Genomic DNA, 23,570 nt, shown 5'->3' with positions numbered 1-23,570 from the left:
TGCGTCCCAACGCAATGCGATCACGCAACTGCGGCGAAGATGAGACGGTGGGTCCCGTAGGACTCTCTAATGCAAAGTCCATCGACCAGAACGCAAAGCTACGGGGGTGAAGCCCAAAGTGAAGAGAGCCCGTAGGGTGTTCAAGTCATTGTGATTGAGCGCAAGTTGATACGCGATCTCTAGGACTTCATCCCGCGTCAGGTCATCCAGATCCGACATTTCAAACCCCCAATTTGTGACACCACACCACTCTCACTGTAGACAGCGGGCGGACATTTGAGGGCCTAGAGTGACGCCAAGCTCCTCCTAGTTCAAACCAGCTACCGCTGCTCGCGGGTTGGATGGGCCAAGGCCGCCTAGTCTCCATTTTCCCGCTAAACTGCCCCCGCGGCCCCTCCCGGCCGGACCCGGAACCAACGCAAGCCATGCCAGAGGACGACAGTAGTACCCCCCCGGAACGCACGGAGCGACGCTCCTGGCTGGACCGCATCGGCGCGATGCTGTCCGGCGAGCCGACCACCCGCGAGGATCTGGTCGAGCTGCTGCGCGACACCCAGGCCGACGGCCTGATCGCGGCCGACACCCTGCGGATGATGGAGGGCGCCATCGCGGTCTCCGACCTGAGCGTGGGCGACGTGATGATCCCGCGCTCGCAGATGGTGGCCCTGGCCGCCGGCCTGCCCTACATGGAACTGATGCGCCAGGTGGTCGAATCCGGCCACTCGCGCTTCCCGGTGCACGGCGAGGACCGCGACGAGATCCTCGGCATCCTGCTGGCCAAGGACCTGCTGCGCGGCGTGGTCGCCGACAACGGCCCGGCCACCATCCGCGAGCTGCTGCGCCCGGCGGTGCTGATCCCGGAGTCGAAGAAGCTCAACGTGCTGCTGCGCGAGTTCCGCCAGTCGCGCAACCACATGGCCATCGTCATCGACGAGTACGGCGGCGTCGCCGGCCTGGTCACCATCGAGGACGTGCTGGAGCAGATCGTCGGCGAGATCGACGACGAGCACGACGAGGCCGAGGACGTGACCACCCTGATCGCGGCCCAGGCCGACGGCCAGTACGTGGTCGACGCGCTGACCCCGATCGACGATTTCAACGAACGCTTCGGCGCCGACTTCGACGACGACGAGTACGACACCATCGGTGGCCTGGTCACCGCGGCCATCGGCCACCTGCCCGAGGCCGGCGAGGAGCTGACCCTGGGCCGCTTCGGCTTCCGCGTCGCGCGGGCCGACGCGCGCCGCCTGCATGCCCTGCACGTCAGCGTGCATGGCGACTAGGCGCTGGCTGCTCCTGCTGGTGCTGTGGCTGGTCGCGGGCGTGCTGCATGCCGCCCCGGCACCGCGCATCGGCGTGATGACGATGCAGCCGGGCGAGCTCTTCTTCGAGCGCTTCGGCCACGACGCCATCGTCGTCATGGACCCGGAAACGGGCGCGGCGATCTCCTACAACTTCGGCTCCTTCGATCCCGGTGAGACCGGTTTCGTCCGCCGCTTCGTGCAGGGGCGCATGGAGTACATGCTCGTCGCGCAGCCGCTGGAGCAGGACCTGGCGCTGTACCGCTACGAAGGACGCGGCGTCTCGATCCAGTGGCTCGACCTCACGCCCGGGCAGGCGAACCGACTGGCCGCGTACCTGCAGGAAGAGGCGCGCCCCGAGAACGCACGCTACCGCTACGACTATTTCACCAACAACTGCGCCACCCGCGTCCGCGACGCGATCGACGATGCGCTCGGCGGCTTGTTGCACAACCGCATCGCCGGACGTTCGCGCGGCAACACCTACCGCAGCGAGGCGGTGCGGCTGGCCTCACCGGCCACGTGGATGTGGCTGGGATTCGATATCGGCCTGGCGGGCGCGGCCGACCAGCAGCTGTCGCGCTGGGAGGAGGCGTTCGTGCCGATGCGCCTGGCCGACAGCCTGCGCGAGGTGCGCCTGGACGACGGCCGTCCGCTGGTCCATGCCGAACAGGAACTGCTGCCGCACCTGGTGGCCCCGGAGCCGGCGGAAACGCCGCGCCCGTGGTGGCCATGGCTGCTGGCGGGGCTGGGCCTGTCCGCCGTGCTCTGGACCCTTGCCCGGACCCGCCCGCGCGTCGCCGCTGCGGTCGCCGCCGTCGCATGGCTGGCCTGCGGCATCCTCGGCACGCTGATGCTCTACCTGTGGCTGGGCACCGAGCACCGCTTCGCCTGGGCGAACGAGAATCTGTTGCTGTTCGACCCGTTGTGCCTGCTGCTGTTGCCGGGCGCCTGGGCGATCGCGGGTGGAAAGACGCCAGGACGATCCTTCCGGATCGTCCTGGCGCTGGTGGCGGCCGCGGCGGCCGCGGCCTTCGTGCTCAAGTGGGTGCTGCTGCAATCGCAGGTCAACGAGCCGTGGATCGCCCTGCTGCTGCCGCTGCACCTGGCGCTGTGGTCGGGCTTCAGCCGCCGCAGGCTTCCTTCCACTCCTGCGCCTGCTCGATCATCCCGCCGTACTGGCCCATCGCCGACGAAATCCGGTTGACCAGCTTCTTCTGCAGGTCCGCCATCTTCTTGTCCTTCATGTTGGACACGTCCTGCAGGTAGCCGAACGGCGCCGGAATCGTCTGCTCGCCGAGGCTGACGGCGCCTGAGTCGTCGTTGTACCAGTACTTGCCGCGGACCTTGAGGGTGACAGAACTGGAACTGATGTTGGACACGCGCACGCAGGTCGCCACCTTGACGCTGCTGGAGAGCTTGATCTTGGGGAAGCAGACCTCGTCCTTCTCGTCGCTCTCGCTGATCAGGTACTGGTAGATGTTGAGCGGCTCCCAGTTGTTGTCGCTCCACTTGAAGTAGGAGTTGTACGACAGGTTCAGGCCCTTGATGTCGCCGAACAGGAACTTCTGGTCCTCGGCGTCGCCGGGATATTCCGGGTACAGGCGCAGGTCCGCGCGGATCTGGATGGTGCGTTCCTTGCCGGCGAAGTTCTTCTTGTCCTTGGCCTTGAGGTGGAACAGCGGGTAGCCCTCGGTGCGGATCTTGTCGAGCTGCGCCTTCTTGTCCTGCAGGTCGGCGGCGAAGTGGACCAGCTTGCAGGCGGTCTTCTTGGCCTTCCTGAACTTGTCCACGGTGCCGCTGTCGAGCTGGTCGAGCGCTGCGGCCAGGGCCGCGTCCTCGGTGTTCTGGTCGCAGCGCAGCTCGGCCAGGTCGAGCTTGGTATTGGCGTCGTCGGCGGCGGCCTCGGCCAGTTCCATGGCGTTGCCCATGGAAATGGAAACCGACGGCGGCATGGACTTCTGCACCTGGCCCTCCGGCAACGCGCCGGCGAACTTGGTCAGGTCGTAGGCCTTGGTGATGAACTTGGTGGTGTCGTCGCCGCTGCCGTTGACGTTGGTGAAGTGGTCCCAGTAGAAGTTGGCGTAGTCCGAGCCCGTGGTGGACTTGAAATCGCCCTTGGCACCGGAATCCTCGCTGCTGGCCTTGCTGGCGAACGCTTCGATCGCCGCCTTCACGTCGTCGATCGGGATCGGGCAGGTCTCGTCGGCGGAGGCCATGGCCGGGGCCAGGGCGGCGGCCAGCAAGGCGAGCGCCGGGAGGGTCCGCCGAAGCGGCTTGCGTGGGTGGATGCGCATGATCGTTCCTCATGGTTGCGGATCGGCGGGGCCATGCTCGCAGCACCCTCCGCGGCCATGAAGGCCATGAACATGGTGGCCGGCTGCGCTAGCATGCGCGCATGGAGCAGGCCCAGCCCCGGTGCGTGGTCAACTGCGTGGCCTACGATCGCGAAGGCCGCGGCCGCGGCATCACGCTCGACGCCATCAGCGACGTGCTCGACGTCGACGACGGCAGCTTCGTCTGGCTGGGCCTGGTCGAACCCGAGGACGCGCTGCTGGAGAAACTGCAGGAGGAGTTCTGCCTGCACGACCTCGCCATCGAGGACGCCAAGCATGCGCACCAGCGTCCGAAGATCGAGGCCTATGGCGACTCGCTGTTCGTGGTCGCCTATACCGCGGAGGCCCAGGCCGGCGGCACCATCGCGTTCGGCGAGACCCACGCCTTCCTCGGCAAGCGTTACCTGGTGACCATCCGCCACGGTGCATCGGCGTCCTACGCCGAGGTACGCGCCCGGGCAGAACGCGAACCGGCCCTGCTGGCGCTGGGCCCGAGCTACGGCTTGTACGCGGTGCTCGATTCCATCGTCGACAACTACCTGCCCGTGGTCGAATCGTTCCGCGACGCGCTGGTGGCGCTGGAGAAGGACATCTTCGCCGGCGAGTTCAAGCGGCGGACGATCATCTCGCTGTACGAACTCAAGCGCGAACTGGTGCGCCTGCGCCTGGCGGCCGCGCCGATGCAGGACATCCTGACCCAGCTCACCCGCGTGCACGCCGAACTGGTCAACGAGGACGTGCGCCCCTACTTCCGCGACGTGCTCGACCATGCGCTGCGCATCAACGAGTCCACCGACACGATGCGCGAGATGCTGACCGCGGCGATGGGCGTCAACCTGTCGATGGTGACCATCGCCCAGGGCGAGATCGTCAAGAAGCTCGCCGGCTGGGCCGCGCTGCTGGCCGCGCCGACCTTGATAGCCAGTTGGTACGGAATGAACTTCCGCCACATCCCGGAGCTCCAGGGCCGCTACAGCTACTACGTCCTGATCGGCGGGGTCGTGGTGGTGGTCGCCGTCCTCTACCGCTACCTGCGCAAGGTGCGCTGGCTGTAGCCGCGCGTCAGCTGGCGAGGACGATCCGGTCGCGACCGCCTTCCTTGGCCGCGTAGAGCGCCTCGTCGGCGCGGCGCATGCACTCGGCCAGCGATTCGCCCGGGTGGGCGAAGGCGATCCCCGCGCTCAGGGTGCACCCATGCCGGGCATTGAGCGTGGCGAAATCGGCGCGCACGCGCTGCGCGAAGCGTTCCACCGCGGCGGGCACGGCATCGATGTGCAGGGCGATGAACTCCTCGCCGCCCATCCGCGCCGCGTAGCAGTCCGGCCCCAGGCGCGAGGCCAGCGCCGCGCCGAGGCTGCGCAGCACCTCGTCGCCTTCGGCATGGCCCCAGCGGTCGTTGACGTCCTTGAACCTATCCACGTCGAAGAACACCAGGCTGCGCGGCGCGCCACGATGCCCGGCATCCTCGTACACGCGCGCCGCGTCGCGCTCCCAGCCGGCGCGGTTGGGAAGTCCGGTCAAGGCATCGGTGGCCGCCTGCTTCCACAGCACCTGGCGGGCGCGGAAGGCCTCCACCGCGAAATCCGTGCGGTATGCGGACAGCATCAGGCCGAACGCGATCGTGGTCGCGGTGTAAAGCCAATAGATGGCAAGGCCGGACGCCGGAGCATTGAACAGCGACAAGCGCACGGCAGCCAACGCCACCACCGTGCCCACCAGCAGCACCACCGACCACCGGCGCACGGTCAGGGCCAGCAGCGCGATCGGAATCAGGTGGAACAGGCCGGTGCGGATCGGAAACTGGTCCGCCGCGCCGGCCGCTTGCGGCACCGGTACCGAAAGGAAGACGCCGATCGTCGCCGTGGCGCCCAGCATCACCAGCAGGCGCAGGCGCCAGTCGCGCAGCCGCCAGTTGGCCCAGGCCATCGCACCCACCGCGAGGCCGGCCAGCAACACCAGCCACCACGGATAGCCGATGCCCGGCGCGGCGCCCGTCCATTCCAGGATCGCGGTGACCACCAGCATGGCCGCGCCACCCGACAACACGGCGGTGAAGGCCGGACGCGTGGCCGACACCTGCACCGCCGTCAGGCGCGCGCGATCCTCGGGATCCATGTCGCGCAGCCAATGGCGGCCCCATCGCCGCCCGGGGCCGCGTACCGCCTTTGCGTCAGCGGGCGCCGGCACCGATGTGGTCGCCCAGCCAGGCGTTGACGGTCTCGTGCCAGAGCAGGCTGTTGGCCGGCTTCAGGACCCAGTGGTTCTCGTCCGGGAAGTACAGGAACTTCGACTCGATGCCCTGGCGCTGCAGCGCGGTGAACGCGGCGATGCCCTGCTCGACCGGGATGCGGTAGTCGTTCTGGCCGTGCACGATGAGCATCGGCACGCGCCATTGGGCGACGTGGTTGACCGGGTTGAACCTCTCGTAACCCTCGGGGTTCTCGTACGGCGTGCCGCCGTTCTCCCACTCGGTGAACCACAGTTCCTCGGTGCTGTAGCCCATCATGCGCTGGTCGAACACGCCGTCGTGGTTGACCAGGCACTTCCACGCGCCGCTGGCCGGCGTATGCCAGTTGCCGGCGATCCAGTTGACCATGTAGCCGCCGTAGCTGGCGCCCAGCGCGCAGGCGTTGGCGCCGTCCAGGAATGCGTACTGCTCCTGCGCCGCGGCCCACCCCTTGCGCAGGTCTTCCAGCGGGCGGTCGCCCCAGTGCTGGCTGATCGCATCGGTGAAGGCCTGGCCGTAGCCGGTGGAACCGTGGAAGTCGATCATCACCACCGCGTAGCCCTGGCCCGCGTAGGTCTGCGGGTTCCAGCGGTAGCTCCAGCCGTCGCCGAAACTGCCCTGCGGGCCGCCATGGATCAGGAAGGCCACCGGATAGCGCTTGCCCTCTTCATAGTTCCACGGCTTGACCACGTAGCCGTGCACGGTCTCGTCGTTCCAGCCGCTGAAGGAGAACTGCTCGTACTGGCCGAAGGCCACGTCCGGCAGCATTTCCGATGCGCTCGGCGTGATCGCGCGCTCCGGTGCGCCGCCGATGCCGCCGGTCACGACCTGGTTGCCGCTCTTCATCGAGGCACGCGTGAACACGCTGGTAGAGGCGGCGTTGCCCGGCCCGGCAATGGAGAAACTGCCGATGCTGCCGTCGCCGATCACGCGCGTCGCTTCGCCGGTGGCGACGTCGACCGCGAACAACGGATGCTGGCCCATGTCCTGTGCGGTGGTGTAGATCGTCTTGCCGTCGGCCGACAGGACGATGCTGTCGGCGGAGCGGTCCCAGTCCGGCGCGATCTCGCGGGTCTTGCCGCTGGACAGGTCCATCGCCATCAACGCGAAGCGGTCGGCCTCGAAGCCGGGACGCTTCATCGCCCGGTAATACAGCGTCTTGCCGTCGGCGCTGAACACCGGGCCGGCGTCCCACCCCGGGTTAGCCGCGGTGAGGTTGCGCGCCTTGCCGCTGCCGTCGGCGGCGATGCGGTACAGGTCGAAGTTGGTCGACTGCGGCTCGCCGGCATCGGACAGCCGCGCGCTCACCACCAGGGACTTCCCGTCCGGCGCCCAGGCGAGGTCGGAAAGATCGCCGAAGGGCTTGGACGGGACATCAGCGATGAGGTCGGCGCCCACCAGGGTTGCCGTCGTGGCCGGGGCAGTGCCGTCGATCGAAGCAACGAAAATGCGGTTGAGGCTGCCGTTGGACCAGGTGTCCCAGTGGCGGATGAACATGCGGTCGAACACTACGCCGCTGGCCTTTGGCGATGCGTCCAGCCGGGTGCGGCTGCAGGCCATTTCGCCCTTGCAGTCGGCGAACGCGCTTGCGGCGAAGGCGATGCGCTTGCCGTCGGGCGAGAGCGAATAGGCGTCCACGTCGAGCGCGAAATCGGTGAGCTGAACCGGCTCGCCGCCGTCCAGCCCGATCGCGTACAGCTGCGAACGCCCGGACTTGCCACTGAGGAAATACACCGACTTGCCGTCGGCGGAGAACGCCGGTGAGTTGACGTTCCAGCCTTCCGGCGTCAGCCGCTGCGGCGGCAACGCGTCGCGCGCGAACAGGTCCTCGATCCACAGCGAGCTCGATGCCTTGCCCGCGTCCATGTCGACCACGCGTTTGGCGAAGACCACCTTGCGCCCGTCCGGCGACAGCACCGGCGAGGAATAACGGTCCATGGACACCAGGTCGGAGGCCTGGAAACCGCGCTCTGCCAGCGCCAGCGAAGGCAGCGACAACAGCAGTGCGGCGGAGAGAACGGCGTGGCGCATGTTCATTTCGATGGTTTTCCTTGCAATTACATGGGACCGGGTTCGACGTCGCCGAGCGCGCGCTTCGCACCGCTGCGGTACAGCAGCCAGGCGACCACGGCCAGCACCGCAAGCCCGACCCACTTGCCGAACTGCCATTGCTCCGGCAGGGCCAGCACGTCGGCGCGCTCGGTGACGACGATCGGGATCGCGATCAGGATGCCCATCAGCGCCTCGCCGGTGATCAGGCCGGCGGCGAACAGGGTGCCGGGGCGATGGATGCGGTCGCGCAGCGATTCGTCCGCGGTGCCGACGGCACCGTGGCGGCGCTCGACGAGGTATGCCAGGACGCCGCCGAGGAAGATCGGCACCATCAGTTCCAGCGGGAGGTAGATGCCGATGGCCGCGGCCAGCACCGGCACGCGGAAGCTGGAGTTGCGCGACTTGAGCCAGGAATCGAAGCCGATGATCGCGAAGCCGATGACGCCGCCGATCGCGATCATGTTCCACGGCAGCTGGCCCCCGAACATGCCCTTGGCCACCGAGGCCATCAGCGTGGCCTGCGGCGCCGCCAGCGGATTGGGATGCTCGGCCGTCGGTGCGCCGATGCCATAGGCCTGGGCCAGCAGGTTCAGCACGGGGGCCATGATCAACGCACAGGAGAACGCGCCGATCATCAGCATCAACTGCTGCTTCCACGGCGTCGCCCCGACGATGTAGCCGGCCTTGAGATCCTGGAGATTGTCGCCACCGACGGCCGCGGCGCAGCACACCACCGCGCCGATCATGATCGCCGCCACCGCACCGATCGGCGACTCGCGGCCGAGCAGGAGCATCAGCACCAGGGCGGCAAACAGGATGGTGGCGATGGTGATGCCCGAGACCGGATTGTTGGACGAACCCACAAGGCCCGCCAGGTACGCCGACACCGAAACGAACAGGAAACCGGCGACGATCATGATGACGGTCATCGGGATGCTGACCGTCCACTGGTCGACGATCGCCTGGTACAGGAAGGCCAGCGGTACGACGAAGGCCACCAGCGCCACCAGCATCCACTTCATCGGAAGATCGCGCTCGGTTTCGGCGATGACCGCGCCGGTGCCCTTGCGCGCGGCCGCGATTCCGCTGCGGATGCCCGACAGCAGGGACTTGCGCAGCGAAAACAGGGTCCAGATGCCACCCACGAGCATCGTGCCGACGCCCAGGTAGCGGACCTTGGCGCTCCAGATCGCGAACGCCGCGTCCTCGGCCGAAGCCCCCGCGATCGATGCCGCCAGCGCCGGATCGCTGCCCAGGAAGTACGCGTGGTAGATCGGGATCGCGAACTGCCAGGACAGCACCGCGCCCGACAACACCACGATGCCGATGTTCAGGCCGACGATGTAGCCCACGCCCAGCAGCGCCGGCGACAGGTTGGTGCCCATGTAACCCAGGTACTTGCCGAAGAAGCCGGCGCCCGCGGCGGTGTCGGGCAGCAGGCGCATGCCGCTGGCCGCACCGGCCTTGAACAGCGCGCCGATCACCGCGGAGAAACCGAGCAGCTTGAGGCCCGGGCCGGGATTCTCGCCCGCCTTGAGCACTTCGGCGGCGGCCTTGCCTTCCGGGAAGGGCAGCGGATCCTCGACGATCATGGTCCGGCGCAGCGGCACCGAGAACAGCACGCCGAGCAGGCCGCCGAGGCCGGCGATGGCCAGCACCCATGAATAGCGGAAGTCGTCCCAGTAGCCGAGGATGATCAGGGCCGGGATGGTGAAGATGACGCCGGCTGCGATCGAGCTGCCGGCCGAGGCGCCGGTCTGGACGATGTTGTTCTCCAGGATCGTGCCGCCGCCCAGCAGGCGCAGCACGCCCATCGAGACCACGGCCGCGGGGATCGCGGTGGCGATGGTGAGGCCGGCGAACAGGCCCAGGTAGGCATTGGCGGCGGCCAGGATCACCGCGAGGATCACTGAAAGGATGATGGCGCGGGCGGTCAGTTGCGGGACGCGTGGTGCGGGCGTACTCATAAGTCCGGGTTCCCCATGGCGATTCGGCCGATGATGGCATTCGCCAGCGGCAGGCGCAAAACCCCCGGGCATGGGTCGCACCCGGCCTCGCTATACTCGGCGGCAGCCCGAAAAGGACCCGCACTTGCCCACCGCAGCCCATCCGGCCCCGGCCGCCAGCAGCGATTTCCTCGGCCACCCCAAGGGCGTCTTCGTCTGTTTCTTCACCGAGATGTGGGAGCGCTTCTCCTTCTACGGGATGAAGGCACTGCTGCTGCTCTACCTGCTCAAGCACCACGGCTTCGGCGACGACATGGGCTACGACCTGATCGGCGCCTACGGCGGCTTGGTGTACGCGGTGCCGGTGATCGGCGGCCTGGTGGCCGACCGCTGGCTGGGCATGCGCAAGGCGGTCGTGCTCGGCGGGGTGCTGCTGTGCCTGGGCCACCTGGGCATGACCGTCGAGGGCGTCGACGCGCGCCCCGTGGACGGGGTGATGGTGCGCGACGAGGGCGCGCTGCAGGTGTTCTACCTGTCGCTGGCGCTGATCATCATGGGCGTGGGCTTCCTCAAGCCGAACATCTCCACCATCGTCGGCAAGCTGTATGCGGACAACGACCCGCGCCGCGACTCCGGGTTCACCCTCTTCTATGCCGGCATCAACGTCGGCGGCCTGTTCGCCGGCCTGATCTGCGCCTTCCTCGGCGAGACCTACGGCTGGAAGTACGGCTTCGGCGCCGCCGGCATCGGCATGATCGCCGGCCTGGGCATGTTCCTGTGGGGCCAGCGATACCTGCACGGGCACGCCGAGCCGCGCGATCCGGCCCGGCTGCGCGAACGCGTCGGCCCGCTGGCGCGCGAGTGGTGGATCTACCTGGCGTCGTTCGGTGGCGTGGCGGTGGTGTGGCAGCTGATCCAGCGCACCTGGACCGTGCAGGGCGCGATGCACCTGGTGCTGCTCGCCTTCCTGCTGTGGTTCGCCTGGTTCCTGGTACGCCACTGCAACCGCGTGCAGCGCCAGCAGATGCTGTCGCTGGTGGCGATGATCCTGGGCGTGCTGGTGTTCTTCACCCTGTACGAGCAGACCTACGGCTCGTGGCTGACCTTCACCGACCGCCTGCTGACCAAGGACATGTTCCCGTCGCTGGTCAGCGATGCCAGCGGCACCCTGCCCTGGTCGCTGTACGTGATGGCGGCCAGCCCGGTGCTGATGGTGCTGGCCCTGCGTGCAAGCGATCGCGGCGCCCGCGGCCTGGCCCGCAACCTGGTGCTGGCGCTGGCGGCGGTAATGGCGGTGGCCTGCTTCCGCGACGTGGTGCTGGTACCGCAGACGGCCGGTTCGCTGACCTTCCTCGGCTCGTTCTTCATCGTGGTCCTGTCGCCGGTCTTCGCCTGGCTGTGGCCCTGGCTCGAGAAGCGCGGGCGCAACCCGTCCAAGCCGATGAAAAGCGCGATCGGCCTGTTGTTCGCCGCACTGTCGTTCCTGCCGCTGATCGCCGCGGCGGAAATCGCCGCGACCGGCGCGATGGCCAGCGTGTGGTGGCTGGTGCTGGCCTATTTCGTCCTCGAACTGGGCGAAATGTGCCTGTCGCCGATCGGACTGTCGGCGGTGACGCAACTCTCCGTGGCGCGCGTGGTCGGCCTGATGATGGGCGCGTTCTGGCTGGCGACCGCCTATTCGGAAATGCTCGCCGCGCAGTTCGGAAAGCTCGCTTCGCTGGAAATTCCCGAGGACGGCGCGATCGACATGGCCGTTGCCGCGTCGAAGTACGGCGATCTGTTCCAGTTGCTGCTGTGGGTGGGCTTGGGCGCGGCACTGCTGTTCCTCGTCCTCTCTCCGCTCCTCCGCCGCTGGATGCACGGCGTCCGCTGATCGCCGCTGTTACGCGCGGAGCTGGTCGAGGGTGTCGGCGAGGCCTTCGCGCCAGTCGGGGAGGTGGATGGCGAAGTCGCGCTGCAGGGCGGTGCAGTCGAGCACCGACCAGGCCGGGCGCGCGGCGGGCGTTGGATAGTCGGCGGTCGTGATCGCCTCGACCTTCGGCCTGCGCGCCAGCAAGCCCCGCGCCACCGCGCCCTCGAAGATTGCCTCGGCGAACCCGTGCCAGCTGGTCTGCCCGGTGGGCGTCAGGTGCCACAGGCCGGAACGTGTCGCGTCCGCACGCTCGAGGGCCCGCGCCGTCACGTCGGCGATCAACGCCGCAGGCGTCGGCGTGCCGACCTGGTCGGCGACCACGCGCAGTTCGTCGCGCTCGGCGCCGACGCGCAGCATGGTGCGCAGGAAATTGTGGCTGTGCGCCGCATACACCCACGCGGTGCGGAACAGCAGGTGACGCGCACCGCTGCCGAGGACGGCAAGTTCGCCGGCGCGTTTGCTGTGCCCGTACACGCCCAGCGGCGACGTGGCGTCGTCCTCGCGATACGGACGCGTGCCGCTGCCGTCGAAGACGTAGTCGGTCGAGTAATGCACCAGCCGCGCGCCGCGCGCCGCGCAGGCGGTGGCCAGCACCGCCGGGGCTTCGGCATTGATCGCGAAGGCCAGGCCGCGTTCGGTTTCAGCACGATCCACGGCGGTGTGCGCGGCGGCGTTGACCACGATGTCCGGTGCGACCCGTTCGACCAGCGGCTGCAGCGATCCTGGTTCGGAGAAATCGGCGGCCTCGCATGCGTCCTCGCCCAGGCGGCCAGACAGCGTCGCCGCCACGATGTCGCCCAGCGGCGACAGGCTGCGGCGCAGCTCGGTGCCGAGCTGGCCGTCGGCGCCGAGCAGCAGTATCCGCGTCATCCCTGGAACACCGGCAGGCGCGCTTCGTCCACGTCTTCCAGGAACGGCAGCGCGGCGTCCTTGGCCGACAACGACGGCGCCGACACCGGCCAGTCGATCGCCAGCGTCGCGTCGTTCCAGCGGATGCCGGCATCGGCATCGCGGTCGTAGGTGTCCGTGCAAACGTAGTTGAACAGCGCCGTTTCGCTCAGGGTGACGAAACCATGGGCGAAGCCCTCCGGGATCCAGAAGTGGCGCTTGTTGTCGGCGCTCAGCACCACCGCCGTCCACTGGCCGAACGTCGGCGAACCACGGCGCACGTCGACCGCCACGTCCCAGACCTCGCCATCGAGCACGCTGACCAGCTTGCCCTGCGCTTTCGGCTGCTGGTAGTGCAGGCCGCGCAGCACGCCGCGCGCGGAGCGCGACACGTTGCCCTGGACGAAATGCGGCGGCAGGCCGATGGCCATGAGCTTGTCGCGGTTGAACGATTCGTAGAAGAAGCCACGTTCGTCGCCGAACACTTGCGGCTCCAGCACGAGGCAACCCGGCAGGTCGGTCTCGACGACTTTCATTTATGCGCCCCGGCTCAGACGACCGGCCCGTGCTCGAGCAGCCCGAGCAGGTACTGGCCATAGCCGTTTTTCGCCAGGGGTTGCGCCAGCGCGCGCAGCTGCGCGTCGTCGATCCAGCCGTTGTTCCAGGCGATCTCCTCCGGGCAGCACACGCGCAGGCCCTGGCGCTTCTCGATCGTCTCGATGTAGCTGGAGGCTTCGACCAGCGACTCGTGGGTGCCGGTGTCCAGCCATGCATAACCGCGACCCAGGCGCTCCAGGTGGAGATTGCCCTGTTCCAGGTAAAGGCGGTTGAGGTCGGTGATCTCCAGTTCCCCGCGCGCCGACGGCTTGAGCGTCGCAGCCAGTTCGCTGGCCTGGCCATCGTAGAAATACAGCCCGGTCACCGCGTAGTTGGAGCGAGGTTTGGCTGGCTTCTCCTCGAGCCCGACCACCTTGCCGTCGGCATCGAACTCGGCCACGCCGTAGCGCTCCGGGTCGCGCACCCAGTAGCCGAACACCGTCGCGCCGTCCTCGCGCTCGCTGGCATGGCGCAGCAGCCCGGTCAGGCCATGGCCATAGAAGATGTTGTCGCCCAGCACCAGGCAGCTCGGCGCGCCGTCGAGGAAATCGCGGCCGATCAGGAACGCCTGCGCCAGGCCGTCCGGGCTGGGTTGTGCGGCGTATTCGATCTTCATGCCCCACTGCGAGCCGTCGCCTAGCAATTGCTTGAACAGGGCCTGTTCGTGCGGGGTGTTGATGACCAGCACTTCGCGGATGCCCGCCAGCATCAGCACGCTCAGCGGGTAATACACCATCGGCTTGTCGAATACCGGCAGCAGCTGCTTGCTGATCGCCTGGGTGATCGGATAAAGGCGCGTGCCCGAGCCGCCGGCCAGGATGATGCCCTTGCGCGCCGTCATGCCGGCACCCCGCCAATGCGTTCGAGCCGGTAGCTGCCGTCCAGCACGCGTTGCACCCAGTCCTGGTGCGCCAGGTACCAGTCAACGGTGTCGGCGATGCCTTGCTCGAAGCTGTGCGTCGGCGTCCAGCCGAGTTCCGACCTGATCTTGCCCGCATCGATCGCGTAGCGGCGGTCGTGTCCCGGGCGGTCGGCGACGTAGGTGATCTGCTCGCGGCGCGCCTTGCCATCCGGCCGCGGGCGGCGCTGGTCCAGCAGCGCGCAGATGGTCTCGACCACTTCGATGTTCTGCTTCTCCGCGTCCCCACCCACGTTGTAGGTTTCGCCGACGCGGCCGCGCTCCAGCACTATGCGGATCGCGCTGCAGTGGTCGCCCACGTAGAGCCAGTCGCGCACGTTCTTGCCGTCGCCGTAGACGGGAAGCGGTTCACCGGCCAGCGCGCGGGCGATGACCAGCGGAATGAGTTTCTCCGGGAACTGGTACGGCCCGTAGTTGTTCGAGCAGTTGGTAGTCAGTACCGGCAGGCCGTAGGTGTGGTGGAAGGCGCGCACCAGGTGGTCGGAAGCAGCCTTGGACGCCGAATACGGGGAGTTCGGCGCATACGGCGTAGTCTCGGTGAACCTGCCGGTGTCGCCCAGCGAACCGTAGACCTCGTCGGTGGAGACGTGCAGGAAACGGAACGCCTGCCTGCCGGCATCGTCGAGCGACTTCCAGTAGTCGCGGGCCGCCTCCAGCAGCGCCAGCGTGCCGACCACGTTGGTCTGTACGAACGCCGCCGGACCGTCGATCGAGCGATCGACATGGCTTTCGGCCGCGAAGTTGATCACCGCATCGGGGCGGTGCTCCGCGAGCAGGCGCGCGACCAGCGCGCCATCTCCGATGTCGCCATGCACGAACAAGTGGTCCGGGTTGCCATCGAGCGCAGCCAGCGTGTCGCGGTTGCCCGCATAGGTCAGCGCATCGAGATTGACGATGCGGACGCCGTTGCGAACGGCGTCCAGCACGAAATTGCCACCAATGAACCCGGCGCCGCCGGTTACGAGCCAAGTCGGCACGCAGTACTCCTAGTCACTTCGTTTCAGAACGGGATGTCGTCGTCCGCGAAGTCCTCGGAGAACTCGGCCTTTGCGGCGGCGGGCACTTCACGGCGCTGCGGCGTGCTGCGCTGCGGGCGCTCGCTGCGTCCGCCGCCACCGCCACCGCCGCCGGCACCGCCCTCGCCACCGCCGCCGAGCATCTGCATCTCGTCGGCCACGATGTCGGTAGTGTAGTGCTTGATGCCGTCCTTCTCGTAGGAACCGTATTCGATGCGCCCCTCGATATAGACCTGGCGGCCCTTGCGCAGGTATTCGCCGGCGATCTCGCCGAGCTTGCCGAACAGTTTCACCCGGTGCCACTCGGTCTTTTCCTGCTGGTTGCCGTCGCGGTCCTTGCGGACCGAGGTGGTGGCGAGCGAAAGCGTGCAGATCGCCATCCCGCCCTGGGTGTACTTCATGTCGGGGTCGTTGCCGAGGTTTCCGACCAGGATCACTTTGTTGACGCCGCGGGCCATGGACTGTCCTTCCGGTATCGCCCGGGAGTGGGCATGGGGACAGTGGAGTATAACGCCCGGCCCCGCGGACATCGGCGCCCGCCGCGCCCGTGGGTCGGAAAAATCCGCCCCGCCTTATAATCCGCGTTGCCCTGATACGGACCCCGCATGGACACCGCCTCGCCCCCCCGGGCCGCCCTCGACGACACCCCCCCGCTGCCCGCGATCCAGGCCCTGGCCGCCGCCGACATGGCCGCGGTGGACGCGCTGATCCGTCGTCGCCTGGCCTCGGACGTGGTCCTGGTCAACCAGGTCGCCGAGTACATCGTCGGTGCCGGCGGCAAGCGCCTGCGGCCGATGCTGCTGCTCCTGGCCGCGGCCGCCCTGGGCAAGCGCGGTGCCGACGGCGCCGGGGTCGGCGCCGATGCACACCAGCTGGCGGCGGTGATCGAATTCATCCACACCTCCACCCTGCTCCACGACGACGTGGTCGACGAATCCGACCTGCGCCGCGGCCGCAGCACCGCCAACGCGGTCTGGGGCAACGCCGCCAGCGTGCTGGTCGGCGACTTCCTGTATTCGCGCAGCTTCCAGATGATGGTCGAACTCGACCGCATGGAAGTGATGCGGCTGCTCGCCGATGCCACCAACCGCATTGCCGAGGGCGAAGTGCTGCAACTGCTGCACGTGCGCAACCCGGACACCGACGAGGCCGCCTACCTGCAGGTCATCGAACGCAAGACCGCGGTCCTGTTCGCAGCCGCGACCCGCCTGGGCGCCCTGCTGGCCGGCGCAGACGCAACCACCTGCGACGCCCTGCATGACTACGGCCTGAACCTGGGTTACGCCTTCCAGATCGCCGACGACGTGCTCGACTACTCGGCCGACGAGGCGGCGTTGGGCAAGCACCTGGGCGACGACTTGGCCGAAGGCAAGGCCACGCTGCCGCTGATCCATGCCATCGCCCACGCCGGCGACGCGACGCGCGAGCGACTGCGCCAGGCCATCATCGATGGCGATACCGGCGCGATGCCGGAGGTGCTGTCGGCGATCGCCGCCGCCGACAGCCTCGGCTACAGCCTGCGTCGCGCGACTGGATACGCGCAGGCCGCCGAGCGTTCGCTCGACGGCCTGGCCGACAACCCGTATGTGGCCGCGCTGCGCGGCCTGGCGCGCTACACCGTCAGTCGCGACCGCTGACCGCCTCGAACCGCTCCTCGAGGAAGTCGTCCATCATCTTCTCCGCGCGCCGCGCCGACAGCGGGTTGTAGACGCAACCCGGCGGGCTCTTGGCGTGCGGCAGTGCGAAGCAGTGCACCGTGTCGCTGAAGTTGACGAACTGCCAGTCGACGCCGGCCGCGTCCATTTCCTGCTGGAAGCCGGCGATGTCGCCGGCGGTGCCGCGGTCGTCGGCGCCGTTGAGCACCAGCACGCTGGCCTTCACCGCGCCCTTCTCCGCCGGCAATCCCGTCGACAGACCGCCATGGAAGGTTACCACGCCGGCAACGTCGGCGCCGCTGCGCGCCAGCTCCAGCACCGCGGTGCCGCCGAAGCAGTAGCCGAAGGCGGCGATCCTGTCGGCGTCCAGCGGTGCGCCGGCCGCATTCGCGCGCAGCGTCTCCAGGGCCTTGTTGATGCGCGCGCGCATCGCCGCCGGGTCGTCGCGCAGCTTGCCGGTCTGTTCCCGCGCCTGCTCCGGGCCATCGGGACGCACGTCCTTGCCGTACAGGTCGGCGACCAGCACGACGTAGTCGTCGCCGGCGATGTGCTTTGCCTGGGTGACGGCGTCGTCACGCACGCCCAGCCAGTCGGGCACCATCACCAGGCCCGGACGCAGTTCGTCGGACGCATCGTCGTAGACCAGGACACCGGCGAACACATCGTCTCCGACCTTCCACTCGACAGGCCTGGCCTGCATTGCCGCCAGCGCCGGCGTGGCGCATGCGGCGAGCATGGCGGCGGCGAGGAATCGCATTGCGTTCGTCTGCATGGGGATGCTCTCCGTTGAGGAGGAAGTAGCGTACCGCTCCTAGGCGATTCCCAGGCCGGGAATGGCGCTGATCGCCGCCGGATCGAAGCCTGCGAGCGCAGCGAAGTGGCGTCCGCGCTCGGTGTAGTCGCGATAGGCGCCGAAACTGGGGGCGCCGGGCGACAGCAGCACCACGCCGTGGCCGCCCAGTGCCATGCGCGCCGTCGAAACCGCGGCCTCAAGGTCTTCCGCGGCATGCAGGGCGAGTCCGCATTCATCGACGAGCGGCGCCAGCAGCGCGTGGATGCGATCGCCGGTCTGGCCCGGCCTGCCATGGCCCATCGTGACGATCGCCTCCGGGCATCGCTGGCGCATGGCCGCGGCGAAGTCGTCCCACGGCAGGCCGCGGTCGTGGCCGCCCACCAGCAGCGCCACGCGTTCGCGGCAGTAGACATCCAGCGCCGCGAGGCTGGCGTGCGGCGTGGTACTGATCGAGTCGTTCACCCAGGTGAGGCCGTCGCGGGTGCCCAAAACCTGCAGGCGATGCGGCAATGGCCGGAAGTCGGCAGCGCGCGGTGCGAGCGAAGCCGCATCCAGCCCGAGCGCCTCGATCGCGGCGAGCACGGCGCACAGGTTGCCGCGATTGTGGCGGCCGGGCAGCGGCAGCGCCGCGGTGTCCATGATGAAGGCCTCGCCACGGTGCAGCGCATCGCCGCGCAGGTGCCACCCGTCTTCGCGGTTGAACCAGCGAACTTCGCTGTCCGGCAGTTGCAGCGAGGCCAGGATGGGGTCGCCGGCGTTGAGCACGGCGATGCGAGGGCGCGCGTCGGTGAACAGGCGCAGCTTGTCGGCGACATAGCGTTCGTGCGAGCCGTGCCAGTCCAGGTGTTCCGGAAAAATGTTGAGCCCGACCGCGACCTGCGGGCGCGCGCCGCTGTCGGCGACGTCGCCGGTCTGGTAGCTGGACAGTTCGATCGCCCAGTACTCGGCCTGGTCGTGCAGCACTTCCAGCAGCGGCAGCCCGATGTTGCCGGCCAGCGCGGTGCGATGCCCGCCGGCGCGCAGCAGGTGCGCGAGCAGTGCGGTAGTCGTGCTCTTGCCCTTGGTTCCGGTGACGCAGGCAGCGCCCGGCACGACGCCGTCGGCGCCCGCACGCTCGCCGAACCACAACGCGGTCCCGCCGATGAACCGCGTCCCGCGCGCAGCCGCCGCGACCGCTTCCGCCTTGTACGGACTGATCCCCGGCGACTTCACCACCACCTCGTAAGCCGCCAGCCGCTCCGCCGTCGCCTCCGCTTCAATCACCAACCCCGGATCGAACTCCCGCGCCTCAACGGCTTCGGAAGCACTGCAGAACAACCCAACCATCCCGTCCGGTCCCCGGTCCCCGGTCCCCGGTCCCCGCAAGGCACGCCACGCCGCCCTACCCTCGCGCCCCCACCCCCAGAGCGCAACGCGGCGCCCGTCAAGTTCCGAAATGCGCACGCAGCTTCTCCCACAACGGCGTCGGAATCCGGTGTTCCCCGTCGAGCGCCAGGAGCGGTTCGATGGCCAGTTCCGCAGGATCGAGTTGCGGCAGGATCTCTCGTTCGAAGCGGCGCACCAGCGCGTCCTCGCGCCATTCCGGACGCTGCACCAGCGCGGCCATGGCAGCGCGCGACTCGCGACCCTCGCCGACGCATTCGAACGGCTTGTGGTCCTGGAACTCCAGCAGCGCGTCGTAGCCGGCGGCCTGCGCCGGATCGTCGAGCAGGTTGCGGCCGAAGATGTTCACCAGCCGCGGCTTGGACATGAACGGCGCCAGCGCCAGGAACACGAAATGGCACTTCGGGCACACACCGCACCAGCGATTGGCCGGGCGTTCGCCGAGGATGTGGAAGTTGCGGTTGCAGCTCGAGAAATGCGCGTCGTAGCGATCGGTCCGGGCGAACTGCCGCGCCACTGCAAGTTCCGACAGCGGACGCAGCAGCGAGTAATAGTGCAGGCCGGCGGCCACCTCACGCTCGACGTGCTCGCCGAACATGCGCTCGAACTCCCAGCCCTTCGACCATTGGTGGTTGACCTCGCCCGTCCCCTCGATGATGGATCCATAGCTGGCCGAACGTTCGTTGGAGAACACCACCCGGCCGGCGCCATGCAGCACGGCCGCCAGCACCAGGATCGCCGAGTTCACGGCGGTCACCGGGATGTGTCCGTTCCAGGCGCCCTGGCGATTGAAATCGAACAGCTGCGGCGCGAGCTGGCGGCCGATGTTCATCGTCGGCAGGCCGGTACGTGCCGCACAGGCCGCGATCAGCTGGGAGCCGCCGATCCAGCACACCGTCTGCTCGACGCCGAGCGCGCGCAGGGCTTCGATGGTGACGAGGGAGTCCTTGCCGCCGCCGATGGCGACGAGGGCGTGCCGGGGACCAGGGACCGGGGACCGGGGACCTGGAAGGGTCGGATGCGTCGCCGCTTGCTTCTCCCGGTCCCCGGTCCCTGGTCCCCGGTCCCCCGGAAACCGGATCCGATCGTCCAACTCCAAGCCGTTGCGGTACGCGAACTCGCCCAGGCCGTTGCGGTAGAGCGATTGCAGCATCGCGGCGGTGTCGGCGTCGATGGCGTAACCGTCGATGCGGATCTCCGCCGGCACCGCGGCCTTGTAGTAACTCACGCCGGCGATCAGGTGCAGCAGGCGCAGCGCGCGCTCGACCGCGGCGGCGCGCGCCGCGTCCAGCACGAACGGCGCGCCGGGAATCGAAACCGTTTCGACCAGCTCCGGGCCGTCGTCGAAGGCGTACGCCAGGCTGGCGACGCCGCTGGCCGGGTCGAAGTCGCAGCGCACGAAACGGAACGCGCGGATCGCGTCGCGGTCGAAGGTCCAGTCAGTCATCGATCGTGTCCTCTGCAGGCAGTGCCCGCAGGTTGTAGGTATTGGCCATGGCCATGCCGTAGGCACCGGCATCGGCCACCAGCAGGATGTCGCCTTCGGCTGTGTCGACGGGCAGCTTGCGCGCGCGGCCGAGTACGTCGCCCGACTCGCAGATCGGCCCGACCACGTCGAAACTCGCCGTGGCCGCCGCCGCGCCGTCCACACCGTTGCGCGACAGGTTGGCGATGTCGTGGAAGGCCTCGTACAGCGTCGGCCGCATCAGTGCGTTCATGCCGGCGTCGCAACCGACGCGCAGCACGCCGTCCTTCTCCACGACCTGGGTGGCCGACAGCAGCAGCACGCCGGCTTCGGCGACAAGATAACGACCGGGCTCGATCGCCAGCGCGTATTGCGGGTACGCGGCCTTGACCGTGGCCAGGTCGCGCCCCCACTCGTCCAGGTCGAACGGCGCGGCGTCGGGCAGGTAGGGCACCGGCAGGCCGCCGCCTATGTCCAGCGTGGCCACGGTACCGATGCGCTCGGCCAGCCCGGCCAGTTCGGCATGCACCTCGCGCCAGTGGCTGTCGACCTCGACACCGCTGCCCAGGTGCGCGTGCAGGCCGGTGATGCGCGCATCCAGCGCGCGCGCGGCGGCGACGAACTCGTCGATGCGCGCAGCCGGCAGCCCGAACTTGGCATCGGTGCCACCGGTACGGACCTTGTGGTGGTGGCCCTCGCCGCGACCCAGGTCCAGGCGCAGCCACAGCGAGCGGCCGCGGAACAGTTCGGGCCAGCGCTGCAACGCCTCGACGTTGTCCACGGTGACCGTCGCGCCACGGGCGAACGCGGCGGCATACTCGGAGCGTGGCGCGTAACTCGGGGTGAACAGCACGCGTGCCGGGTCGATGCCGGGCAGCGTCGCGAACACATGCTCGAGTTCGGCCTGCGAGACGCATTCGAACCCGAAGCCTTCGGTGGCCAGCGTGCGCAGGATGCCCGGATGCGGATTGGCCTTGACCGCGTAGTAGCGGCTGTCGACCGCGTCCACCGCCAGCAAAGCGCGCGCGCGTTCGCGCACCGTATCCATGTCGTAGGCATAGCGTGGCGTGCCCGCTTCGGCCAGCCGCAGCAGTTGCTCGCGCTTGCGCTCCCACCACGGCGCCTGGCGCGCCTGGCGGCCGTGGGTGATCTCGCGCCAGCTCGGCCCGAACACGCTGCCGTCGCGCATCGGCATCGCGCCGCTGCGCACCAGCTCGGCGTGCAGTTCCGGCAGCAGCCCGTCGGCGTCGACCTCGTCGATGACGAAGGTCAGGTTGAGGTCGTTGGACGACTGCGACACCAGGTGCACGCGCTCGCGCCCGAACGTGGCCCAGATGTCCGACAGCCGGTGCAGCATCGAGCGCATGCCGCGCCCGACCAGGGTGATCGCCGCGCACGGGACGATCACCTTTACCCGGCACACTTCGGCCAGGTCGGCCGACAGCGCCTCGAGCACGTTGCCGCTGACCAGGTTCTCGCTCGGATCCAGCGATACGGTGACGTTTGTTTCCGACGAGCCGATCAGGTCGATCGACAGGCCGTGGCGCTTGAAGCGCTCGAAGATGTCGGCCAGGAAGCCGACCTGCTGCCACATGCCGATCGACTCCATCGACACCAGCACGATGCCGTTGCGGCGGCTGATGGCCTTGACTCCCGGCACGGTCGCGGCGCTGGCGTCGATGCGCGTGCCCGGAAGGTCCGGACGCGAGGTATCGAGGATGGCCATCGGCACGCGCGCCTCGCGGCATGGACCGATGGAGCGCGGATGCAGCACCTTGGCCCCGGTGGTGGCGATTTCCTGCGCTTCGGCATAGTCCAGCCGGGCCAGCAGGCGCGCCTGCGGCACTTCGCGCGGATTGGCGCTGAACATGCCGGGCACGTCGGTCCAGATCTCGACCTGCTGTGCCCCGAGCAGCGCACCGAAGCACGCCGCCGAAGTATCCGAGCCCCCGCGCCCCAGCACCGCGGTGCCACCGTCCTCGTGGCGGGCGATGAAGCCCTGGGTCAACAGCAGGCGCGCCGGCTGCCGCGCGAAGCGCTGGCGCCAATCGTCGGCGGCCTGGTGGCCGCAGGTCGCGGACAGGCGCATCGACCAGGCGTTCTGGTTCGGCAACGCCACCGCGTGCAGCCATTCGCGCGCGTCGCACCAGCCGAAGTCCAGGCCTTGCGCCTGCAGGTAGGCCGCGCCGAGCGTGGACGAGAGCAGCTCGCCCTGGGCCATCACTTCGGCCTGCCAGTCGAGCGCCCGGGTGCAGGCGCGGGCATCGGTGGCGAGCGCGCGCAATGCTTCCAGGCGGTGGCCGAGGACGACGCCGGCATCCAGCCCGAGCTCGGCGGCGAACACGCGATGGCGTTCGGCCAGCGCCTCGACCCGCGGCGCGATGTCAGCACCTGCCGCGGCGGTGGCGATCGCCTGCAGTTCGTTGGTCGCGCCCGACAGCGCCGACACCACCACGAGCACCCGTGCGTCGCGGCGTTCGGCGGTTTCGCGCGCCAGCCGGCCGATCGTGTCCCAGCGCTCGCGGCGCGAGACCGAGGTTCCGCCGAACTTGAGCACGAACCAGCGGTCGGGAGCGGTCATCGGCGTGAGTGGTTGTTGATCGTGGACCCCGTAGAATCGCGGGCCCTGCATTCTAGACGACCTCGTGCCGACCAACCCCATGGCCCGCCGCCCTTACGTCCAGCTCGACGTCTTCGCCGATCGCCCCGGCGCGGGCAATCCCCTCGCCGTGGTCCTCGACGCGGAGGGTCTGGACGACGACACCATGCAGGCGATCGCGCGCTGGACGCGCCTGCCCGAGACCACCTTCGTCCTGCCGCCGACCGAAGCCGGCGCGAGCTACCGGTTGCGCATCTTCAGTCCGCGCAGGGAAGTCCCGTTCGCAGGCCATCCCAGCGTCGGCACCGCGCACGCCGTCCTCGACGCCGGCCTGGCGACTCCGCGCGACGGATTGCTGGTGCAGCAGGGCGTCGCCGGATCGCTGCCCCTGCGGGTGGAAGGCAGCGGCCGCGAGCGCACCATCGCGGTGCGCACGCCGCGAGCCAACGTGCGCGAGGTCGTCGACCGTGATGATCCGCGC

The 23,570-nt window shown here is 68.7% G+C and carries 19 protein-coding genes; 6 read left to right on the top strand and 13 right to left on the bottom strand.

All coding sequences use genetic code 11. The annotated features are described in order from the left end of the window. Positions 1–425: 425 nt before the first annotated feature. Entirely contained in the window at positions 426–1,283 is an 858-nt protein-coding gene (locus tag QAA18_RS01335; protein WP_279410433.1) for a transporter associated domain-containing protein, read from the top strand. Further along, positions 1,273–2,508 (top strand): DUF4105 domain-containing protein, encoded by a 1,236-nt coding sequence (locus tag QAA18_RS01330; RefSeq protein ID WP_279410432.1) that lies wholly within the window; start codon positions 1,273–1,275, stop codon positions 2,506–2,508. Before QAA18_RS01335 ends, QAA18_RS01330 begins: the two co-directional genes overlap by 11 nt. On the opposite strand, the gene QAA18_RS01325 is transcribed toward QAA18_RS01330, so the two are convergent. Next, positions 2,426–3,598, bottom strand: coding sequence for a hypothetical protein (locus QAA18_RS01325; RefSeq protein WP_279410430.1), 1,173 nt, complete (start codon positions 3,596–3,598; stop codon positions 2,426–2,428). The genes QAA18_RS01330 and QAA18_RS01325 overlap by 83 nt on opposite strands. Before the next feature lie 101 nt (positions 3,599–3,699). On the opposite strand from QAA18_RS01325, the gene corA reads away from it, so the two are divergent. Further along, complete coding sequence (gene corA / locus QAA18_RS01320; protein ID WP_279410429.1) at positions 3,700–4,692, top strand: magnesium/cobalt transporter CorA; 993 nt, start codon at positions 3,700–3,702, stop codon at positions 4,690–4,692. 7 nt (positions 4,693–4,699) lie between these two features. Here corA and QAA18_RS01315 read toward each other — a convergent pair whose 3' ends face one another. The 3 genes from QAA18_RS01315 to QAA18_RS01305 are packed head-to-tail and all read right to left on the bottom strand — an operon-like array spanning position 4,700 to position 9,883. After that, positions 4,700–5,752: a GGDEF domain-containing protein gene (locus tag QAA18_RS01315; RefSeq protein ID WP_279410428.1), complete on the bottom strand. Its 1,053-nt coding sequence runs from the start codon at positions 5,750–5,752 to the stop codon at positions 4,700–4,702. A 55-nt stretch (positions 5,753–5,807) separates the two neighbouring features. Further along, positions 5,808–7,901: a S9 family peptidase gene (locus tag QAA18_RS01310; protein ID WP_279410427.1), complete on the bottom strand. Its 2,094-nt coding sequence runs from the start codon at positions 7,899–7,901 to the stop codon at positions 5,808–5,810. A gap of 20 nt (positions 7,902–7,921) precedes the next feature. Continuing rightward, positions 7,922–9,883, bottom strand: a complete 1,962-nt coding sequence (locus QAA18_RS01305) for an oligopeptide transporter, OPT family (protein ID WP_279410425.1) — start codon at positions 9,881–9,883, stop codon at positions 7,922–7,924. A gap of 124 nt (positions 9,884–10,007) precedes the next feature. On the opposite strand from QAA18_RS01305, the gene QAA18_RS01300 reads away from it, so the two are divergent. Beyond that, the gene (locus tag QAA18_RS01300; RefSeq protein WP_279410424.1) at positions 10,008–11,735 is read left to right on the top strand and encodes an oligopeptide:H+ symporter; all 1,728 of its coding nucleotides are present in this window, start codon (positions 10,008–10,010) and stop codon (positions 11,733–11,735) included. 9 nt (positions 11,736–11,744) lie between these two features. Here QAA18_RS01300 and rfbD read toward each other — a convergent pair whose 3' ends face one another. From rfbD to ssb, 5 genes are read right to left on the bottom strand one after another with little or no spacing between them, the layout of a single operon-like run. Further along, entirely contained in the window at positions 11,745–12,644 is a 900-nt protein-coding gene (gene rfbD, locus QAA18_RS01295) for a dTDP-4-dehydrorhamnose reductase (protein WP_279410421.1), read from the bottom strand. Further along, entirely contained in the window at positions 12,641–13,198 is a 558-nt protein-coding gene (gene rfbC / locus QAA18_RS01290; RefSeq protein WP_279410420.1) for a dTDP-4-dehydrorhamnose 3,5-epimerase, read from the bottom strand. The genes rfbD and rfbC overlap by 4 nt, the downstream gene beginning before the upstream one ends. 14 nt (positions 13,199–13,212) lie before the next feature. Beyond that, positions 13,213–14,100: a glucose-1-phosphate thymidylyltransferase RfbA gene (gene rfbA / locus QAA18_RS01285; RefSeq protein WP_279410418.1), complete on the bottom strand. Its 888-nt coding sequence runs from the start codon at positions 14,098–14,100 to the stop codon at positions 13,213–13,215. Beyond that, positions 14,097–15,155 carry a dTDP-glucose 4,6-dehydratase gene (rfbB, locus tag QAA18_RS01280; protein WP_279410416.1) on the bottom strand — a complete coding sequence of 353 codons (1,059 nt, stop codon included), beginning with the start codon at positions 15,153–15,155 and terminating at the stop codon, positions 14,097–14,099. The genes rfbA and rfbB overlap by 4 nt, the downstream gene beginning before the upstream one ends. Positions 15,156–15,178: 23 nt before the next feature. Then, positions 15,179–15,652 (bottom strand): single-stranded DNA-binding protein, encoded by a 474-nt coding sequence (gene ssb / locus QAA18_RS01275; RefSeq protein ID WP_279410415.1) that lies wholly within the window; start codon positions 15,650–15,652, stop codon positions 15,179–15,181. Between the two features lie 147 nt (positions 15,653–15,799). Here ssb and QAA18_RS01270 point away from each other — a divergent pair, with 147 nt between their 5' ends. Then, positions 15,800–16,831, top strand: a complete 1,032-nt coding sequence (locus tag QAA18_RS01270) for a polyprenyl synthetase family protein (RefSeq protein ID WP_279410413.1) — start codon at positions 15,800–15,802, stop codon at positions 16,829–16,831. On the opposite strand, the gene QAA18_RS01265 is transcribed toward QAA18_RS01270, so the two are convergent. From QAA18_RS01265 to QAA18_RS01250, 4 genes are read right to left on the bottom strand one after another with little or no spacing between them, the layout of a single operon-like run. Then, positions 16,815–17,621 (bottom strand): dienelactone hydrolase family protein, encoded by an 807-nt coding sequence (locus QAA18_RS01265; protein WP_279410411.1) that lies wholly within the window; start codon positions 17,619–17,621, stop codon positions 16,815–16,817. The genes QAA18_RS01270 and QAA18_RS01265 overlap by 17 nt on opposite strands. Before the next feature lie 39 nt (positions 17,622–17,660). Beyond that, the gene (murD, locus tag QAA18_RS01260) at positions 17,661–19,085 is read right to left on the bottom strand and encodes a UDP-N-acetylmuramoyl-L-alanine--D-glutamate ligase (RefSeq protein ID WP_279410410.1); all 1,425 of its coding nucleotides are present in this window, start codon (positions 19,083–19,085) and stop codon (positions 17,661–17,663) included. Continuing rightward, entirely contained in the window at positions 19,066–20,472 is a 1,407-nt protein-coding gene (gene murL / locus QAA18_RS01255; protein ID WP_279410408.1) for a UDP-N-acetyl-alpha-D-muramoyl-L-alanyl-L-glutamate epimerase, read from the bottom strand. Before murL ends, murD begins: the two co-directional genes overlap by 20 nt. Next, positions 20,465–23,071 (bottom strand): bifunctional aspartate kinase/diaminopimelate decarboxylase, encoded by a 2,607-nt coding sequence (locus QAA18_RS01250; RefSeq protein ID WP_279410406.1) that lies wholly within the window; start codon positions 23,069–23,071, stop codon positions 20,465–20,467. Before QAA18_RS01250 ends, murL begins: the two co-directional genes overlap by 8 nt. Before the next feature lie 79 nt (positions 23,072–23,150). On the opposite strand from QAA18_RS01250, the gene QAA18_RS01245 reads away from it, so the two are divergent. Further along, positions 23,151–23,570, top strand: a 420-nt coding sequence (locus QAA18_RS01245; protein WP_279410404.1) for a PhzF family phenazine biosynthesis isomerase, incomplete at its 3' end; no start/stop codon positions are given.

The sequence above is a fragment of the Luteimonas sp. 8-5 genome, assembly GCF_029763755.1.
Classification (GTDB): Bacteria; Pseudomonadota; Gammaproteobacteria; order Xanthomonadales; family Xanthomonadaceae; genus Cognatiluteimonas.
Note: the sequence above shows the minus strand (reverse complement) of the source record. Positions and strands in the feature narration are given on the sequence as shown.

What these genes read in the sequence shown, in the direction of transcription:
- QAA18_RS01335 (WP_279410433.1), top strand. Translation starts at nt 426, where the DNA reads ATGCCAGAGGACGACAGTAGTACCCCCCCGGAACGCACGGAGCGACGC.
- QAA18_RS01330 (WP_279410432.1), top strand. Translation starts at nt 1,273, where the DNA reads ATGGCGACTAGGCGCTGGCTGCTCCTGCTGGTGCTGTGGCTGGTCGCG.
- QAA18_RS01325 (WP_279410430.1), bottom strand. Translation starts at nt 3,598, where the DNA reads ATGCGCATCCACCCACGCAAGCCGCTTCGGCGGACCCTCCCGGCGCTC.
- corA (WP_279410429.1), top strand. Translation starts at nt 3,700, where the DNA reads ATGGAGCAGGCCCAGCCCCGGTGCGTGGTCAACTGCGTGGCCTACGAT.
- QAA18_RS01315 (WP_279410428.1), bottom strand. Translation starts at nt 5,752, where the DNA reads ATGGATCCCGAGGATCGCGCGCGCCTGACGGCGGTGCAGGTGTCGGCC.
- QAA18_RS01310 (WP_279410427.1), bottom strand. Translation starts at nt 7,901, where the DNA reads ATGAACATGCGCCACGCCGTTCTCTCCGCCGCACTGCTGTTGTCGCTG.
- QAA18_RS01305 (WP_279410425.1), bottom strand. Translation starts at nt 9,883, where the DNA reads ATGAGTACGCCCGCACCACGCGTCCCGCAACTGACCGCCCGCGCCATC.
- rfbD (WP_279410421.1), bottom strand. Translation starts at nt 12,644, where the DNA reads ATGACGCGGATACTGCTGCTCGGCGCCGACGGCCAGCTCGGCACCGAG.
- rfbC (WP_279410420.1), bottom strand. Translation starts at nt 13,198, where the DNA reads ATGAAAGTCGTCGAGACCGACCTGCCGGGTTGCCTCGTGCTGGAGCCG.
- rfbA (WP_279410418.1), bottom strand. Translation starts at nt 14,100, where the DNA reads ATGACGGCGCGCAAGGGCATCATCCTGGCCGGCGGCTCGGGCACGCGC.
- ssb (WP_279410415.1), bottom strand. Translation starts at nt 15,652, where the DNA reads ATGGCCCGCGGCGTCAACAAAGTGATCCTGGTCGGAAACCTCGGCAAC.
- QAA18_RS01270 (WP_279410413.1), top strand. Translation starts at nt 15,800, where the DNA reads ATGGACACCGCCTCGCCCCCCCGGGCCGCCCTCGACGACACCCCCCCG.
- QAA18_RS01265 (WP_279410411.1), bottom strand. Translation starts at nt 17,621, where the DNA reads ATGCAGACGAACGCAATGCGATTCCTCGCCGCCGCCATGCTCGCCGCA.
- murL (WP_279410408.1), bottom strand. Translation starts at nt 20,472, where the DNA reads ATGACTGACTGGACCTTCGACCGCGACGCGATCCGCGCGTTCCGTTTC.
- QAA18_RS01250 (WP_279410406.1), bottom strand. Translation starts at nt 23,071, where the DNA reads ATGACCGCTCCCGACCGCTGGTTCGTGCTCAAGTTCGGCGGAACCTCG.